The organism is Pseudomonas sp. E1BtOHC1 (genome assembly GCF_058744285.1).
Map to the genome: position 1 here is coordinate 6013920 of NZ_CP196023.1, position 17436 is coordinate 6031355.

The window sequence follows — 17436 nt, forward strand, 5'->3', positions numbered from 1 at the left end:
GTGGCGTGGATACTGTTATTGGAATGTCGAATATCGATCCAGGCCACAACCTTACCTATCTTTGGCGATTATTTCCGTAAGCCCGCAATGCATGGCGAAACAAACAGCTCGCCTTTATAGGCCCCCTGGACCGTGCGCCTGGCCACGATCAGCCACATCAACGCCAGGGCCGCTACCAATACCGCGCCGAATACGTTGAAGAATCCCAGGTGCAAAGTGCTACCCAACTTCAAGGTGGCTAGCGAATACACCCCCAGCGGGAAGGTGAACCCCCACCAGCCGAGGTTGAAGGGGATGCCTTCACGCAGGTAGCGTCGGGTGATCAACACCGCCATCAACATCCACCACAAACCAAACCCCCACAGCGTCAGCCCCGCCACCAGCCCCAGGCCGGCAGCAATCTCACCGACGCCGGGCAGGCCATTGGCGGCAAAGATCGCCGGTGCATCGCCCCCCAGCACCAGCATGCCCAGTGCACCGGTGCCGATCGGGCCCAGGGCCAACCAGCTCGAGGCTGCCATGCTTTCATGGGGCAGTTTATGCAGGGCCATGCGCAACAGCAGGATGGTCAGGATGCTGAACGCCACCGGCAGTGAAAAGGCCCACAACACGTAGCTGGTACTGAGCATCACCAACTGCGCGTGAGCATCCTGCAGATACGGCGCCAGCAGGCCACCGCTGGCCGCAGCCACTTCGGCCGCCACCACAGGCAACAGCCAGACAGCGGTCATCTGATCGATGCTGTGCTCCTGACGAGTGAACATCATGTAGGGAATCAACACTCCACAGGCCAGGGACATGGCCACGTCCAGCCACCACAACACCTGCGCCAGGTGCACCACCGCCTCACCCCAGCGGGGAACACCGAACAACAGCAAGCCGTTGATGATGGTTGCCAACCCCATGGGAATGGTGCCGAAGAACATCGAGACCGTTGAGTGACCAAAGATTCGCCGCGCCTCATCGAAGAACAGCACCCAACGGGCGGCATACATCACCGTGAAGAGCACGAACAGGGCAATGGTCAGCCACCAGAATCCTTCGGCCACCTGATGCAGGCCTGGAACCTGGGCCGGCCACTGGGCCAGCGCCAGGGCCAGAACCCCGGTGCCCATGGTGGCGGCAAACCAGTTGGGGGTGAATTGGCGAATGGCTTCGCGGGGGTGTTGCAGATGACTCAAGGGCCGGCGGCCGGCTTTGACGCTGTGGGTGCATGGCATGACGTGTCTCCTGTCCTCTGATGAGGTGGAGCCCATGGTAGAACCTAATCGAATATCTATATAACGGGTAATTTCTCTATCTGTTATCTACTGAATAGATATTAAGTCCGAGGCGCTGCCTTCAAACTCGATCATCAGTACCCAGGATGTTCTTTCAGTGGATGGGCCACAGGCTCAATTCCCAGGTGCCGTGCAACAAGGCGGCACCGGGCGACGCAGCAGTACCAGAAGAGCGCCGAGGGACAGCAGGATCAGCACGGCCCCATAGCCATCGGTAGTCGCAATCAGGCCGAAGCTGCGGGTCAGGTTGCCCGCCAGCAATGCCGGCAGACAGAACGCCAGATAACTCAGCACATAAAACGCCGACATCAGGCCCGCGCGCTCGTGGGGCAAGGCCAGGGGCACCACGCTGCGCAGCGCGCCAAGAAATCCGGCGCCAAAACCGCTGCCCAGCACCAGGGTGCCAAGGAAGAACAGCATCAGGCTGGCACTGTGCACTGCGCCGAGGATCAGCATCATCCCCACCGCCAACAACCCGGCCCCCAGGCGCAGGACCTTGTCCGCCGGTCGCTGGCGCAGAGAAAAGATCATCACTGCACCACTGAGGGTCAGCACCGCCACCAGAGCGCCGCCGATCAGGTTCGAGGTAGACCCGGTAGCGGCGCGCACCAGGGATGGGGCCAAGGACAGATAAAAGCCGCCCACAGCCCATACCGCCACATCCACCGGCAATGCCAGCCATAACGCGCGCCGCGCTTGCGGCGGTACATGCAATGTGGGCCGTAATGAGGCCCAGGCACCAGATTGCGGACTGACACTTTCCGGCAAGCGCCAGACATACAGGGCCTGGACCACGAACACCCCCAACAGCAACCAGTAACTGAGCTGCAGCGGCAACGGCGCGAACTCCACCAGCAAGCTGGCGCCCATGGCGCCGCACGCCATGCCCAGAAGGGGCGCAACACTATTGACCAATGGGCCTTGCTGGCGATCGGTATCCAGCAACGCGGCGCCGAGCGCGCTGGTGGCCATGCCAGTGGCAAAGCCCTGCATCACCCTTGCAGCAATCAGCCACTGCACCCCGCTTTCATTGATAAACAGCAGCATCGCCAGGACATTGAGGAGCAAGGCGGCAAAGATCACCGGCCGCCGCCCCAGGTAGTCCGACACAGACCCCACCGTCAGCAGGGCGGCCAGCAGACTCAGGGCATAGACCCCGAACACCAGGGTCAGCATCGCCGGAGAAAAATGCAGGGTTTCCTGGTAAAGGTGATAGAGCGGTGTCGGCACGCTGGAGGCCGCCAGAAAACTGAGCAAGGTAATGGCCAGAAACACCAAACTGCGACGGCTGGACACACAGGTGTCGATAGCACCGGACATAAGCACGCTCCACTAAAGCTAATATTTTGCTTTTGTGCAGTGTGCTACCGCCCCGAGCTTAAAGCAAATTCTTTGTGTTAAGGTTCGTTCCCATGGCTATTAAAGAAGCTTTACGCCCAGGCGGCCGTAGCGCCAGGGTTCAGGAATCCATCCATACGGCAGTCCGCCAGCTCCTTGAGGAGCAGGACCGCTCGTCCTTGACCGTGCCGCAGATCGCCACTCGCGCCGGCGTCACCCCCTCGACCATCTACCGACGCTGGGGCGACCTGTCGACCCTGCTGGCCGATGTTGCACTGGCACGCATGCGTCCGGACAGCGAACCGGCCAACACCGGCAGCCTGCGGGGCGACCTGCGGGCCTGGGCCGAGCAGTATCTGGATGAAATGAGTTCGGAGCCCGGACGCAACATGATGCGCGATGTGCAATGCAGCGCGACTCCAGGCTATTGCGTGACTATCCTCAGCGCTCAATTGCAGACTCTCCTCGAACGCTATCAGGACAGTGAAGAACGCCTGCCGGACATCGATCGCCTGCTGAACCTGATCGTGGCGCCGACCGTGTTTCGCATCCTGTTCTCCGCCACGCCACTACCGGTGTCGGAACTCCATGAAATGATCGAGCTCGCCCTGCAACCCTAGCCCGCCCGAACGACCGTCCGGCCCTGCGACATCAGACCGCGCTGATACCTTGGTCGACACTGACGTCAACTCAACATCGTGCCAGACTGTCTGGCCGGGCTGACGTGCCCGGTGTCCTTGCTTCGGAGTTTCCATGTCGTTGTCCAGCGGGCTGATTGCCGCCGTTGCCCTGGCCTATATGGCCATCATGTTCGCCATCGCCTTCTACGGCGACCGTCGCAGCGCGCCCCTTCCGCCGCGAGTGCGGGCCTGGGTGTACAGCCTGTCGCTGGCCGTCTATTGCACCAGCTGGACCTTCTTTGGCGCCGTGGGCCAGGCCGCCGAACAGCTCTGGGCCTTCTTGCCGATTTATCTGGGGCCCATCTTGCTGCTGGTATTCGCCCCCTGGGTCCTGCAGAAGATGGTGATGATCAGCAAGCAGGAGAACATCACCTCCATTGCCGACTTCATTGCCGCCCGATACGGCAAGTCCCAGTCCCTGGCAGTGGTCGTAGCCCTGATCTGTCTGGTGGGGGTGCTGCCCTACATCGCCCTGCAACTCAAGGGCATCGTGCTCGGAGTCAACCTGCTGATCGGTGCCGGAGCCGACGCCATGGGCACTCGCGCCCAGGACACGGCGCTGATCGTGTCGCTGATCCTGGCGTTGTTCACCATTGTCTTCGGCACCCGCAACCTCGACGCCACCGAACACCACCGGGGCATGGTGCTGGCGATTGCCTTTGAATCCCTGGTCAAGCTGTTCGCCTTTCTCGCCGTCGGCGCCTTCGTGACCTTCGGCCTGTATGACGGCTTCGACGACCTGTTCAACCAGGCCATGCTGGCGCCGCGCCTGGAGCAGTACTGGAAGGAAACCATCAATTGGCCATCGATGGTGGTACAAACCGGGGTGGCGATGATGGCAATCATCTGCCTGCCACGACAGTTCCACGTCACCGTGGTGGAAAACATCGAGCCTCAGGACCTGCGCCTGGCCAAATGGGTATTTCCAGCCTACCTGGCCCTGGCCGCACTGTTTGTGGTGCCCATCGCCCTGGCCGGACAGATGCTCCTGCCCAGCAGCGTACTGCCGGACTCCTTCGTTATCAGCCTGCCTCTGGCCCAAGCTCATCCCGCCCTGGCCTTGCTGGCGTTCATCGGTGGCGCCTCGGCCGCCACCGGCATGGTGATCGTGGCCAGCGTGGCGCTGTCGACCATGGTCTCCAACGACATGTTGCTGCCCTGGTTGCTGCGACATAAAAACGCCGAGCGCCCCTTTGAAGTGTTCCGTCACTGGATGCTTTCGGTGCGCCGAGTCAGCATCGTGGTCATCCTGTTGTTGGCCTATGTCAGCTATCGCCTGCTGGGCTCCACCGCCAGTCTGGCCACCATCGGCCAGATTGCGTTCGCCGCCGTGACTCAACTGGCGCCGGCCATGCTCGGCGCGCTGTACTGGAAACAGGCCAACCGTCGAGGGGTGTTTGCCGGACTCGCCGCCGGCACCTTTATCTGGTTTTACACCCTGGTTCTGCCCATCGCTGCCCACAGCCTGGGTTGGTCCCTGAGCAGCTTCCCTGGCCTGGCCTGGCTGCATGGCAATCCGCTGTCCCTGCCGATCACACCGCTGACCCAGGGCGTGGTGCTGTCCCTGGCCGGCAACTTCACCCTGTTCGCCTGGGTCTCGGTGCTGTCACGCACCCGGGTTTCCGAACACTGGCAGGCCGGGCGCTTTATCGGCCAGGAAATCAGCGGTCGCCTCAGCTCACGTTCGATGCTGTCAGTGCAGATCGACGACCTGCTGAAACTGGCCGCGCGCTTTGTCGGTGAAGAGCGCGCCCGCCAAAGCTTCATCCGCTTCGCCTATCGTCAGGGCAAAGGCTTCAACCCGAACCAGAACGCCGACGGCGAATGGATCGCCCACACCGAACGCCTGCTGGCCGGTGTCCTCGGCGCCTCCTCGACCCGAGCCGTGGTCAAGGCCGCCATCGAAGGTCGGGAGATGCAACTCGAAGACGTGGTACGCATCGCTGACGAAGCTTCCGAAGTGCTGCAGTTCAACCGCGCGCTGTTGCAGGGCGCAATCGAAAACATCACCCAGGGCATCAGTGTGGTGGACCAGTCGTTGAAGCTGGTGGCCTGGAACCGTCGTTATCTGGAGCTGTTCAATTACCCCGAAGGCCTGATCAGCGTCGGCCGGCCGATTGCCGACATCATCCGCCACAATGCCGAGCGCGGCCTGTGCGGCCCCGGCGAAGCGGAGGTCCATGTCGCCCGACGCCTGCACTGGATGCGTCAGGGACGGGCCCATACCTCCGAGCGGTTGTTCCCCAATGGCCGGGTCATCGAGTTGATTGGCAACCCGATGCCCGGCGGCGGCTTCGTCATGAGTTTCACCGACATCACCCCGTTCCGCGAGGCCGAGCAGGCCCTGACAGAGGCCAACGAAGGCCTGGAACAACGGGTAGCCGAACGTACCCATGAACTGTCGCAACTCAACGCTGCGCTGACCGAAGCCAAGGGCACGGCGGAAGCGGCCAACCAGTCCAAGACGCGCTTTCTGGCGGCCGTCAGTCACGACCTGATGCAACCCTTGAACGCCGCGCGGCTGTTCTCCGCCGCCCTTTCTCACCAGGACGACGGACTCTCTGTCGAAGCCCAGCAGCTAGTACAGCACCTGGACAGCTCACTGCGCTCTGCCGAAGATCTGATCAGCGACCTGCTGGATATCTCGCGCCTGGAAAACGGCAAGATCACCCCCGATCGCAAACCCTTTGCCCTCAACGAGCTGTTCGACACCCTGGGGGCGGAATTCAAGGCGCTGGCCCAGGAACAGGGCCTGCAATTCCGGGTGCGTGGCAGTCATCTACGGATCGACAGTGACATCAAGTTACTGCGGCGGGTCCTGCAGAACTTCCTGACCAACGCCTTCCGTTATGCCAAGGGCCCGGTCCTGCTGGGAGTGCGTCGCCAGGGCGACTCATTGAGCCTGGAAGTCTGGGATCGAGGACCGGGTATTCCTCAGGACAAGCAGCAGGTGATCTTCGAAGAGTTCAAGCGCCTGGACAGCCACCAGACACGCGCCGAAAAAGGCCTGGGACTGGGCCTGGCAATCGCCGACGGCCTGTGCCGGGTCCTCGGCCATCCGTTGCAGGTACGCTCCTGGCCCGGCAAGGGCAGTGTATTCAGTGTCAACGTACCCCTGGCCCGCAGTAGCGTCGTCGTGTCGGGCAAGGCGGTCGAACTCAATGGGCAGTCCCTCAACGGCGGGCAGGTGCTCTGTGTGGACAACGAAGACAGCATCCTGATCGGCATGAACAGCCTGCTTACGCGCTGGGGCTGCCAGGTCTGGACCGCCCGCAACCGCGAGGAGTGCGCAGCGCTGCTCAAAGAAGGCATCCGCCCGCAATTGGCGCTAGTGGACTATCACCTGGACGATGGCGAAACCGGCACCCAGGTCATGGCCTGGCTACGCACCCAGTTGGGTGAGCCGGTGCCGGGAGTGGTGATCAGTGCCGACGGACGCCCGGAAATGGTCGCCCAAGTGCACGCGGCAGGATTGGACTATCTGGCCAAGCCCGTGAAACCGGCAGCCTTGCGTGCCCTGTTGAGTCGTCACCTACCTCTGGGCTGAGCCAATGCCGGGCTACTCCGGCAACTCCAACTCTCTCCCTTCGGCATCGGTCATGGCCCGTTCCAGCAAATCTGCCGGCAAGCTTTTGCTGGCCCTGGCCCCCAGCAACTTGAGCTGCTCACTGCGACTGACCAGATTGCCCCGACCTTCGGTGAGCTTGTTGCGCGCGGCGGAATAAGCCTTGTCCAGTTGCTGCAGACGGTTGCCGACTTCATCCAGATCCTGGATGAACAGCACGAACTTGTCATAGAGCCAGCCCGCGCGCTCGGCGATTTCCCGGGCATTCTGACTCTGACGTTCCTGCTTCCACAGGCTGTCGATCACCCGCAAAGTAGCGAGCAAGGTAGTCGGGCTGACAATGACGATGTGTCGGTCAAACGCTTCCTGAAACAGGTTGGGCTCGGCTTGCAGGGCTGCCGAGAATGCCGCTTCGATGGGTACGAACAGCAGCACGAAGTCGAGGCTGTGCAAGCCTTCCAGGCGCTTGTAATCCTTGCCGGCCAAGCCTTTGACGTGGTTGCGCAAGGACAGCACATGCTGCTTCAGGGCCGCCTGGGCAATCTGCGGATCGTCGCTGCCGACATACTGCTGGTAGGCCGTAAGGCTGACCTTGGAATCCACCACCACCTGCTTGTCACCCGGCAGCATGATCAGCACATCGGGCTGGAAGCGCTCGCCGTCCGGCCCTTTGAGGCTGACCTGGGTCTGGTATTCGCGCCCCTTCTCCAGGCCGGCGTGCTCCAGTACCCGCTCAAGAATCAGCTCACCCCAATTGCCCTGGGTCTTCTGCCCCTTGAGGGCACGGGTCAGGTTGGTGGCCTCATCACTCAAGCGCAGATTCAGTTGCTGCAAACGCTCCAGCTCCTTGGCCAGGGAAAAGCGCTCGCGGGCCTCGGCCTGATAACTCTCCTCGACCCGTTTTTCGAACGACTGGATGCGCTCCTTGAGCGGGTCCAGCAACTGCCCAAGCCGCTGCTGGCTGGTCTCGGCGAAACGCTGTTCGCGCTCATCGAAAATCTTGCCCGCCAGCTCGGCGAACTGGGCCCGAAGTTCGTCCCTGGAACCTTGCAGATCGGTAAGGCGCTGCTGGTGGCTCTCCTGCTGCTCCCGAAGTTCGGCCTGTAACGAAGCAGCCTGGGCGTCCAGACGCCGCAATTCGTTCTCTTTGGCGGCACGCTCCAGGTTCCAGGCGTGAGCAGCATCGCGGGCGTTGTCTCGCTCAATCTGCAGCAACTCGACCTCTCGACGCAGGGCCGCCAGGTCCGCTTGCTTCAGTGCATTGGCCTGGCTCAGGTCGCTGACTTCATCGCGGCTGGCATCCAGCTGCGCCATGAGCCCTTCCTGGGCCATCTGGGCCGTGGCCAGGCGCTCTTCCAGCAGGGATAGCTCGGACTGGCTGGAACTGGCGCGACGCTGCAGTTGCCAGGCCAGCACCAGTAACGGCAACGCCGCTCCCGCCAGGCCAAGCAGCAGGCTGGTCAAGTCCATAGCCATAGCAATTCCTGTCAACGAAATAAGGAATGAAGGTTAACCAAGCCACCGAGCGTTGGACAGCTCAGTCTTCGATACGGCCCAGTTCCAGTTGAGCACGACGGTCACCGGCGCGGGCTGCCTGGCGTAACAGGTCGTGACCGATACGCCGATCCCGAGCGTTGCCACACTCGCGGCACATCAACTGACCCAGGCGACTTTGCGCCGCGACCACGCCTTCCCGGGCCGGCTGCTTGAGCAAACGTCCGGCAAAATGCTTGACGTTGGGGTTGTGCCCCAGGCGCGGGCTGTCCAGCAACCACAGAGCAACACGCAGGGAGAAGCGCTTGGGTTCGGTAACACTGTCAGGAGGGGCGGTAACAGAAGGTGATACTGAGCGAAACTTCATAAAGCACTGTGGGGCAGATCGGAAGGCGCGCCACTCTACTCCTTTTTTCGCTCGGGTAAAGTCCAAAAGAGCCAGCACGCCCGTCCTAGAGCAAGCGCTTGGGACAATCCACAGAAGCTGTGGATAAGTCAGTGGACAACCCCTCCACAACCCTCCCAAAGCCCCATGAGACGGGCCCTGCAGTCAAACTGACGATTTTTTCACCAGTAAAAAAAGACGATGTTTATCATTGACTTAAATTCTCGAGACAGGCTATAGGGCAAGCCTTGGGGAAGGTGACAACAGGGTGACACGCTGCGCGACAAGTGTGCACAACCGGGCGAAAATTAACGCCAGTAACGCACCGTTTTCGTACACGCCACAAAGACAACGGTTACACAGTAGTCATGGAGCAGTTTCGCCACTCACCAAACATTTTTCCTAGCACACTTGCATTCCTCGCTTCAACTCAATAGAATCCTCGCCGTTAGTACCAAGCTGAAAGTCAATTCTGGTCGAACAAGTCCCGCCGACACCCTCTCCAATTGAGAGAACATTGTCGAATACCAAGGACCGACCACCTCGCTGGTTTCCAGGTAAAACTCATACTGACATCGCCCTTGAAACGAAATCAAAGGCAATGCCCGAGCCATTTACTCTGACCGAACCAACCTGCAAATTGATCAGGATCTCCACCCTGGGCCCAGAACCTTTGCCCCTGCTGTGTTGCCTGCCCTCCTAAGTACCTACCTGCCAGCCCTAGCGCAACCTTATTAAAGCGCTGCAACTGGCTGCTTTGTTCCAGTCAGGTTCTTCGTTTGACCAATGGTGGTCGACGTTACTGGAACGTTTTAACGTTGCACGGTTCTTAACCGTGTCATTTGTAGGAACACCTAATAATTATGTCTACTCAAATCCAGACTCAGGATGCCATTCGCACCCTCACCCACGCTTTTGCACCCTTGAACTGCCTGATCATGGCTGCTCGCAAAGGCTGCTTCAGTTTCACCCTGGTCAACGAACACGGCATCGCACGTCACAGCGAACGTCTGTACCCCGATCAGTATTCCAGCGCTGAACCGCTGCAGGCAGTGATCGAACGTACTCGTCAGGCCCTGGTGGCCTGATACACCAGAGTGCTAAAACCTCAAAAGCCTCGCTTGATAGCGGGGCTTTTTATTGCCTGTTATTTGCCCATTTGCCACTTCATCCAAAGTACCAATGGATATAAGGCTTATAACAAGAGAACGGAAATATTTTAAAAACAGTCCTTTACAGCATAGATATGACACTACACTTCAACTCAGGCGGCCTGAGCCGCTTCCGGCAAACCTGATCCTTTTATCGCTGCCAAGCTCCTTCAGGTTTAGCCGGTCACTTTCACTCTTCGAGGGCATTATGGGTATCGCCGCCAGCGAGTTGTGCCGCTATGTCATACGCCCGACCCTGATGTATCTGGGCAGTCATAGCAAAACCGCTGAAACCTTGTTGCTGGGCATTGCTGCCAGCCAGTCGGCGCTGGGCTCGGCCCTGCACGATCGCCGCGGCCACGGCCTGTATCGCATCACCGAACTGCGCCACCAGGACCTCTGGGATCACTACCTGGCGCTGGACCCGGAGCGGGCCAGCCTGGTTCGCGGACTGGCCAGCCAGCACGCTTTCCTCAGTGGCCCGCACCTCGAATTGACCGTCAACCTGCGTTACGCCACCGCAATCGCCTGGTTGCTGGTGGAGCAACAACACACCCCGCTCCCCGCTGCCGACGATCTGCTCGGCATGGCTCGTATATGGAGGAAGACCTTTCAACCACAAGGACGTTTGAGAGATTTCGCCTGCGCCTGGCAAACCTGTGTTTCACCGCTGAGCCAGGTCGCCTGCTGACAACGACCATTACAAAGTCGGAGAAAAATCCAAATTTTGGTCGGATTGTCCTACAAAACCGCTCTAAATCAACTGTTACAGCCTATAGCGCCCAGGCCAAAATGTTGGTAATTTTCGCCTCGGTGATCACCAGGAGTTCTAATAATGAAAAAAGTAATGCTCAAATCCACCATAAGTCTCGCGGTTGCACTTGCCTCAACCCAACTCTTCGCCAGCGGCTTTGCTCTTAACGAACAAAGCATCAGCGGCATGGGGACCGGTTTCGCGGGTCGTTCTTCTTCTGCCGAAGATGCAAGCACTGTTTACGGCAACCCTGCCGGTATGTCCCTGCTGAAACGCGATCAAGTTACTGTCGGCGTAGCGGCAATCGATGCCAAGACCAACCTGAAGAACGTCAAGGGCGGCCCACCTGGCGGCACCAGCGACGGCGACATGGTTCCGTTCACCAGCGTTCCCATGGGGTTCTTCGTCAAACAACTGGGCAACGGCTGGGCATTGGGTCTGGGGGCCTATGCACCTTTCGGCCTCGTTACCAACTATGAGTCCAGCTCTGCCAGCCGTTATTACGGTGACAAGAGCGTAGTCAAGGTCGTGACTCTGCAACCGACCGTCAGCTACGCCTTCAATGACATGGTGTCGATTGGCTTTGGCCCGACCATCAACCGCCTGAGCGGTGAACTGACTTCTGCTACGCCATTTCCAAACCCTGCACTCTTCGGCCGCAATGACGGCAGCGTGAAGATCAAGGGAGACGATACCGCCATCGGTTACAACGTCGGCATTATCGTTCAGCCTACCGACACCACTCGTCTGGGTCTGACTTACCACTCGAAGGTCAAGTACAAGCTCGAAGGCCACACCAACATTGCCGGCCCAGGCTTCGGTCCTTTCAATGGCGGCCGTTACGATGCCTCGCTGGATATCACCACCCCGGAAGTCGTCGACTTCTCGGTCACCCAGAAACTGGATGACCAGTGGACTGTCTATGCAGGTAGCACCTGGACTCGCTGGAGCCGCCTGAAAGACATCACCGTGAACAACGAAGGCGTTCCTGCTCTGCTCGGCGGCTCTAGGGGCCCGATCGGCACCATCACCGAACCACAGAACTGGCACGACACCTGGGCCTCGGCTGTAGGTGTTTCCTACAAGGTCAACAAAGAGTGGGTCCTGCGCAGCGGCCTCTCGGTTGACCAGGCGCCAACCAACAACACGGATCGCTCCGTACGTATCCCTACCGGTGACCGTAAGGCGATCAGCTTTGGTGCTGGCTACAGCCCGACTGAAGACCTGACTCTCGACCTGGCGGTTTCGTACCTGAAGGAAGAGGACGTCAACGTCAACAGAACTGGCAAAGGCAATGCCTACAGCGCGACCTACCAGAACAGCGCATGGGGCTACGGCCTGGGCGCTACCTACAAGTTCTAACGAACTCTGGGCCACGCAGTTTCAAGCCAATAAAAAACCCGCCTCTGCGGGTTTTTTATTGGCCGATGAATGCGGGATCAGGACTTCGACGCCAAGGCCTTCTCCACCGCCTCGATGAATTCCGGGTTATCCGGCTTGGTCAGACTGGAAAAGCTGGCAATCACATTGCCCTGGCGATCCACCACGTACTTGTAGAAATTCCACTTCGGCGCATTACTCTGCTGCGCCAGTACCTTGAACAGATGCACTGCATCCGGCCCTCGAACCTTCTGCGGCTCGGTCATGGTGAACGTCACGCCGTAGTTGACGTAACAGACCTTGGCGGTTTCAGCGCCATCCTTGGACTCCTGCTTGAAATCATTGGACGGCACGCCCACCACTTCCAACCCCTGATCCTTGTAACGCTGATACAGCGCCTCAAGGCCTTTGAACTGAGGGGCGAACCCGCAGAAACTCGCGGTATTGACCACCACTAGCGGCTTGCCGGCAAAGCGCTGGCACAGATCGATGGATTCCTTGGCGTGCAACTTGGGGACAGAGCCCTGCAACAACGCCGGGCAGTCTGCAGCCCAAGCCGAGCCTGCGAAGGTTGCGAGTAATGCCGGAACAACAAACCAGCCCTTAGCCATGTCCAGTGTCCTTAAATAGTGGTCAGGCAACGACGTTACTCGCCCCCTCGCCCGCCTAGCAAGCACCCATGCCCAACTGCATCAGCGCCAGCCCGCCGCGGTGCCAGCCCCACCAGGCCAGCAGCAACAACAGGATGCCAACTCCCAGGCCGGCCGCCCAACCCAGCCATGAGCTCATGCTGCACTTGCCTGCAAGCGCGCCACCGGACGCTCACGCACCGGCCAGTTGAGCGCCGCAGCCAGCAAACTGAGAAGAATTGCCACCTGCCAGATCAAGTCGTAACTCCCGGTACGGTCATACACCACTCCTCCCAGCCAACCGCCGAGGAAGGACCCCAACTGATGGAACAGGAACACAATACCGCCGAGCATGGACAGGTTCCTGACCCCGAACAAGGTAGCCACTGTGCCATTGGTCAAAGGCACGGTGGACAACCAGAGAAAGCCCATGGCCATGCCGAACAGGTAGGCGCTGGCCTGCGTCACGGGCAACCACAGGAACAGACCAATCACCACCGCCCTCAACAAATACAGGCCGGTAAGCAGGCGTGGCTTGGACATCCGCCCTCCCAGCCAGCCGGCGGTATAGGTACCGAAGATATTGAACAGGCCGATCAGGGCCAGAACCGTTGTGCCGACAGTGGCCGGCAGGTGTTGATCCACCAGATAGGCCGGCAGATGCACACCAATGAACACCACCTGGAAGCCACAGACGAAAAAGCCGAACGCCAGCAGCCAGAACCCCGAATGAGAACAGGCCTCACGCAATGCCTCGGACAGGCTCTGCTCATGCCCCAGCACCGGTAGGGGCTTGTCCTTGAGCATGCTCACCAGCGGCACAATCAGTGCTACCAGCAATCCCAGTACCAGCAGCGCCATCGACCAACCCAGCCAGCCAATCAGGCCCAGGGTCCCCGGCAGCATGGCGAACTGACCGAAAGAGCCAGCGGCACTGGCGATCCCCATGCCCATGCTGCGCTTCTCCGGCGGTACTGCCCGGCCGACAACCCCGAGAATCACCGAGAAGGAGGTGCCCGACAATCCAATGCCAATCAGCAACCCCGCACTCAAGGACAGCGTCAGGGCCGAATCAGACAGCCCCATGAACACCAGTCCCACGGCATACAGCACGCCACCGATCAGCACCACCCTGGCGGCGCCAAAACGGTCGGCCAGGGCTCCGGTAAAGGGCTGCGCCAGGCCCCAGATCAGGTTCTGCAAGGCAATGGCAAAGGCGAATACTTCACGCCCCCAGCCGAACTGTGCACTCATGGGCGGCAGAAACAGTCCGAAACCATGCCGAACCCCCAGCGACAGCGCCAGGATCAATGCGCTGCCGAGAAGTACCCAGCCGCTGGTGCGCCACATCGATGACATTTTTATTCTCCAAGTGCGGGTATATACCCGCTTATATTCGAACGAAGCACCGTCAGGCGAGTTCGTTCAGCAAGGCCAACAAGGTTTCACGCTTCTCCACCCCAAGCCGATCGATCAGCCGCTGCTGGGCTGCCTCCCAGGCCGGCAAGGCCGCCACCAAGCGCTCATGTCCGGCATCGGTCAGTTGCACCAGACGGTTGCGCTGGTCGTCACCTTCCATCAACCGGACCAGACCCGCAGCCTCCAGCACCCGCACATTACGCCCCAGCGTACTGCGGTCCAGGCCCATGGCATCCGCCAGGCTGGAAATGCTCGGCTGATCGAGGCGCAGCAGGTTGTTCAGCAAAGAATACTGGGCAACATTGATCCCGAAGCCGTCGAGGGCGCCGTCGTAATACCTGCTGACGCCACGAGCGGCACGACGCAGGTTGGTGCACAAACACTGGGAGGGAAGCATGATGCGTGTATATACCCGCGATTAATCCAAGGCAAGAAATTTCAGAAAAAATCAGCCACTGCAGGCCTTGCTCAAAGAACCACCAGCGCCAGCAGTACAGCCGTTTCCAGCAACTCCAACAGAGCCCCCGCTGTATCGCCGGTAGTGCCGCCCAGGCGCCCGATCATCAACTGACGCAACCAGAAGAACAGCACCACCGCCAGCAGCGCGGCCCAAAGCCCGCTGTAGCCACCCAGCAGCAAACAGACCAGTACACTCAAGCCCAGCACCTGCCGCCCTGCCAGTGGCGGCAGATGATCGGCCAGGGCCTGCCCCAGGCCACCCGCACGCACATATGGCGTGGAGAGGAACAACCCCAGCAATGAGGCACGCCCAATCAGTGGCGCCAGCAACAAGGCAAAGCCCTGCTGCTGCTCGATCAACGCTACCAGCGCGGCGAACTTGAGCAACAGCACGAGCAACAGCGTCACCACCGCGATGGGTCCGCTTCGGGGGTCCTTCATGATGCTCAGGGTGCGCTCTCGATCACCGAAGCCCCCCAGCCAGGCATCGGCACTGTCTGCCAGTCCATCCAGGTGCAATCCCCCACTGAGCAAGACCCAAGCGCTCAGCAGCAACGCCGCGTGTACCAGCAAAGGGGTGCCAGCGAGCACGGCGTCCAGCAGCCACAACAGCACACCGAACAACAGACCCACCAAGGGATAGAACAGCAATGAGCGTCCCATTTCTTCAGGCTGGGGCATACCCGGCAGGCGAATGGGCAGGCTGCTGAGAAACTGCAGGGCAATCCAGAACGGCAGCATCTCAGCCCTCCTCGCTCAATTGCCCCGTGGAGGCAACTTTCAAGCTGAACAACGCACCGTGACCGACTTCCACATTCAGCAACTGCTCTCGGGGCAGCCCACGCGCCCGGGCCAGCAACAGGCGCATCACCCCGCCATGGCTGATCAACAGCACCCGCTGCCCGGCACAATCGCGCTGCAAGCCCTCGATCGCACCCAGCACCCGTCGGGAAAAGTCCACCACGGGTTCCCCCTGGGGCGGAGTAAAGCTATAGGGGTCGGACCAAAATCGGCCCAGATCATCGGCATTGGTTTCCATCAGCGCCGCTGCGCTCTGCCCCTCCCAAGCGCCAAAATGCAGCTCCTGTACATCAGGCTGCAGAAGCAGGGGCAACTGCAACTGCGCAGCCAGTTGCTCGGCAAAACGCGAGCACCGCTGCAAGGGTGAACTGACGATCAGATCCCAACCCCCGCGCCCCTGAACCCCATCACGCATCTGTTGCCAGCCCCGCGCTGTCAGGGCGTCGTCCAGACTGCCACGCAAACCACCGCCCAGCTCGGTTTCACCGTGGCGCAACAGGTCCAGATGCAGGGTCATGCCGGCCGGTCCGCCACGGCCGCCTCGGCGAAGGTCGCCATCTGCCCGTGCAGATCACAGGCCAGGCGCAGTAACGGCACCGCCAGCGCAGCACCGCTGCCCTCCCCCAGGCGCAAGCCCAGGTCCAGCAACGGGTCGGCTTGCAGAGCACTCAGCACATGCCGGTGTCCCGGCTCGGCTCCTTGATGCGCAAACAGCAGCCATGGACGGCACGCCGGATTCAGGCGCACCGCCACCAGCGCCGCGACACTGCAGATAAACCCATCAACCAGCACTGCGATTCCTTCCTGAGCGCAGGCCAGATAGGCCCCTACCAACGCAGCCACTTCAAAACCACCGAGATTGAACAGCGTCTGCAAGGCATCGTCGCGGGAGCTTGCATGCAGGGCCAAGGCCCGCTCGATGACCTGAGCCTTGTGGTTGACCCCTTCGGCATTCAAACCCGTCCCCGGTCCGGCCAACTGCGCCACCGGAATGTCCAGCAACGCACAGGCAATGGCACTGGCGGCAGTGGTGTTGCCAATGCCCATTTCACCACCGATAAACAGTTGGGCACCCTCGGCACGGGCGCGCAACGCACTGTCACGGCCCGCTTGCAGGGCCAGCTCACCCTGAGCCGGGGTCATGGCCGGCCCCTGGACAAAGTTCTGCGTACCGGCACCGAGATTAAGGTGGCGCACACCCGGCAGGCTCAATCCGAAGGCCACTGTCCCCAGGTCCACCACCTCCAGTTGCGCACCCAGTTGCCGTGCCAGCACGCTGATCGCTGCACCGCCGCTGACAAAGTTCAGCAGCATCTGCCCTGTCACTTCCTGTGGGTAGGCGGATACGCCCTCGGCGACCACCCCGTGATCCCCGGCGAAAATCGAAATCCACAACCGCTCAAGGCATGGCTTGAGCTGTCCTTGCAAACCGGCCAGACGCACCGCCAAGGGCTCCAGTTGACCAAGGGACCCGGCCGGCTTGGTCAATTGCTGCTGACGCTCCAGGGCTTGCTCGACCATCCGGGCATCGACCGCCTTACACGGGTTCAGCCACCAGGAGTTACTCATAACGCAGTTCCTTTCAAAGTCAGGGGCAGACCGGCCACCGTCAGCACCACACGCTGACAACGTTCGGCCAGGGCTTGATGCAGCCAACCGGCTTCATCCACGTAGCGGCGAGTCAATTCGCCCAGGGGCACGACACCCATTCCAGTTTCGTTGCTGACAAAAATGATCTCCCCCGGCAGTGTCGCCACACACTGCAACAAGGCCTCACGTTCGATGGCCAAGCGCTGCTCGTCCTCGAGCATCAGCAGATTGGTCAACCACAGGGTAAGGCAATCCACCAGCAGGCAACGCCCGGTGCCAGCGGCCTGCTGCAGCACCCGGGCCAGCTCCAGCGGCTCTTCGATCAATCTCCATTGGGACGGGCGGCGCTCACGATGATGGGCAATACGTTGATTCATCTCGCCATCCAGGGGCTGGCTGGTGGCGATGTAGATCACCTCAAGGGCGCTGTCAGTGGCCAGTTTTTCCGCCAGGCGACTCTTGCCGGAGCGGGCACCGCCGAGAATCAGTTGCAGCATGCTTGAGCACCTTT

The 17436-nt window shown here is 60.5% G+C and carries 17 protein-coding genes; 5 read left to right on the forward strand and 12 right to left on the reverse strand.

The window, feature by feature from the left end; genetic code table 11:
* Positions 1 to 68: 68 nt before the first annotated feature.
* Complete coding sequence (locus tag ACSSVC_RS27045; protein ID WP_446439246.1) at positions 69 to 1220, reverse strand: TDT family transporter; 1152 nt, start codon at positions 1218 to 1220, stop codon at positions 69 to 71.
* A 174-nt stretch (positions 1221 to 1394) separates the two neighbouring features.
* The gene (locus ACSSVC_RS27050; RefSeq protein ID WP_492611701.1) at positions 1395 to 2600 is read right to left on the reverse strand and encodes an MFS transporter; all 1206 of its coding nucleotides are present in this window, start codon (positions 2598 to 2600) and stop codon (positions 1395 to 1397) included.
* Between the two features lie 92 nt (positions 2601 to 2692).
* Between ACSSVC_RS27050 and ACSSVC_RS27055 the strand changes: the two genes are divergently transcribed.
* Positions 2693 to 3238, forward strand: a complete 546-nt coding sequence (locus ACSSVC_RS27055) for a TetR/AcrR family transcriptional regulator (protein ID WP_346632268.1) — start codon at positions 2693 to 2695, stop codon at positions 3236 to 3238.
* A 133-nt stretch (positions 3239 to 3371) separates the two neighbouring features.
* On the forward strand, positions 3372 to 6845 hold the full coding sequence (locus tag ACSSVC_RS27060; protein ID WP_492611702.1) for a hybrid sensor histidine kinase/response regulator: 3474 nt from the start codon (positions 3372 to 3374) through the stop codon (positions 6843 to 6845).
* Positions 6846 to 6857: 12 nt separating this feature from the next.
* Here the strand turns inward: ACSSVC_RS27060 and ACSSVC_RS27065 are convergent, their stop codons facing one another.
* Both ACSSVC_RS27065 and ACSSVC_RS27070 read right to left on the reverse strand, forming a co-directional pair.
* Positions 6858 to 8225 (reverse strand): DNA recombination protein RmuC, encoded by a 1368-nt coding sequence (locus tag ACSSVC_RS27065; protein WP_404940078.1) that lies wholly within the window; start codon positions 8223 to 8225, stop codon positions 6858 to 6860.
* Positions 8226 to 8400: 175 nt separating this feature from the next.
* Positions 8401 to 8724 (reverse strand): SEL1-like repeat protein, encoded by a 324-nt coding sequence (locus ACSSVC_RS27070; RefSeq protein WP_317069559.1) that lies wholly within the window; start codon positions 8722 to 8724, stop codon positions 8401 to 8403.
* A gap of 881 nt (positions 8725 to 9605) precedes the next feature.
* Between ACSSVC_RS27070 and ACSSVC_RS27075 the strand changes: the two genes are divergently transcribed.
* The 3 genes from ACSSVC_RS27075 (at position 9606) to ACSSVC_RS27085 (ending at position 12009) form a co-directional block, all read left to right on the forward strand.
* Entirely contained in the window at positions 9606 to 9830 is a 225-nt protein-coding gene (locus tag ACSSVC_RS27075; protein WP_123726946.1) for a hypothetical protein, read from the forward strand.
* 271 nt (positions 9831 to 10101) lie between these two features.
* Positions 10102 to 10584 (forward strand): hypothetical protein, encoded by a 483-nt coding sequence (locus ACSSVC_RS27080; RefSeq protein WP_346632270.1) that lies wholly within the window; start codon positions 10102 to 10104, stop codon positions 10582 to 10584.
* Positions 10585 to 10728: 144 nt separating this feature from the next.
* The gene (locus tag ACSSVC_RS27085) at positions 10729 to 12009 is read left to right on the forward strand and encodes an OmpP1/FadL family transporter (protein ID WP_492611703.1); all 1281 of its coding nucleotides are present in this window, start codon (positions 10729 to 10731) and stop codon (positions 12007 to 12009) included.
* A 77-nt stretch (positions 12010 to 12086) separates the two neighbouring features.
* On the opposite strand, the gene ACSSVC_RS27090 is transcribed toward ACSSVC_RS27085, so the two are convergent.
* From ACSSVC_RS27090 to cobU, 8 genes are all read right to left on the reverse strand, one after another.
* On the reverse strand, positions 12087 to 12638 hold the full coding sequence (locus ACSSVC_RS27090) for a glutathione peroxidase (protein ID WP_346632272.1): 552 nt from the start codon (positions 12636 to 12638) through the stop codon (positions 12087 to 12089).
* A gap of 55 nt (positions 12639 to 12693) precedes the next feature.
* Entirely contained in the window at positions 12694 to 12816 is a 123-nt protein-coding gene (locus tag ACSSVC_RS27095; RefSeq protein WP_346632273.1) for a hypothetical protein, read from the reverse strand.
* The gene (locus ACSSVC_RS27100) at positions 12813 to 14015 is read right to left on the reverse strand and encodes an MFS transporter (protein ID WP_446439244.1); all 1203 of its coding nucleotides are present in this window, start codon (positions 14013 to 14015) and stop codon (positions 12813 to 12815) included. The genes ACSSVC_RS27095 and ACSSVC_RS27100 overlap by 4 nt, the downstream gene beginning before the upstream one ends.
* Positions 14016 to 14067: 52 nt before the next feature.
* Positions 14068 to 14472: a MarR family winged helix-turn-helix transcriptional regulator gene (locus tag ACSSVC_RS27105; RefSeq protein ID WP_123726941.1), complete on the reverse strand. Its 405-nt coding sequence runs from the start codon at positions 14470 to 14472 to the stop codon at positions 14068 to 14070.
* Positions 14473 to 14543: 71 nt separating this feature from the next.
* Positions 14544 to 15275: an adenosylcobinamide-GDP ribazoletransferase gene (locus tag ACSSVC_RS27110; protein ID WP_492611704.1), complete on the reverse strand. Its 732-nt coding sequence runs from the start codon at positions 15273 to 15275 to the stop codon at positions 14544 to 14546.
* Position 15276: 1 nt separating this feature from the next.
* Positions 15277 to 15852: a histidine phosphatase family protein gene (locus ACSSVC_RS27115; RefSeq protein ID WP_446439242.1), complete on the reverse strand. Its 576-nt coding sequence runs from the start codon at positions 15850 to 15852 to the stop codon at positions 15277 to 15279.
* Positions 15849 to 16904 (reverse strand): nicotinate-nucleotide--dimethylbenzimidazole phosphoribosyltransferase, encoded by a 1056-nt coding sequence (gene cobT / locus ACSSVC_RS27120; protein ID WP_492611705.1) that lies wholly within the window; start codon positions 16902 to 16904, stop codon positions 15849 to 15851. The genes ACSSVC_RS27115 and cobT overlap by 4 nt, the downstream gene beginning before the upstream one ends.
* Positions 16901 to 17422: a bifunctional adenosylcobinamide kinase/adenosylcobinamide-phosphate guanylyltransferase gene (cobU, locus tag ACSSVC_RS27125; protein WP_404937489.1), complete on the reverse strand. Its 522-nt coding sequence runs from the start codon at positions 17420 to 17422 to the stop codon at positions 16901 to 16903. The genes cobT and cobU overlap by 4 nt, the downstream gene beginning before the upstream one ends.
* Between the last annotated feature and the right edge of the window lie 14 nt (positions 17423 to 17436).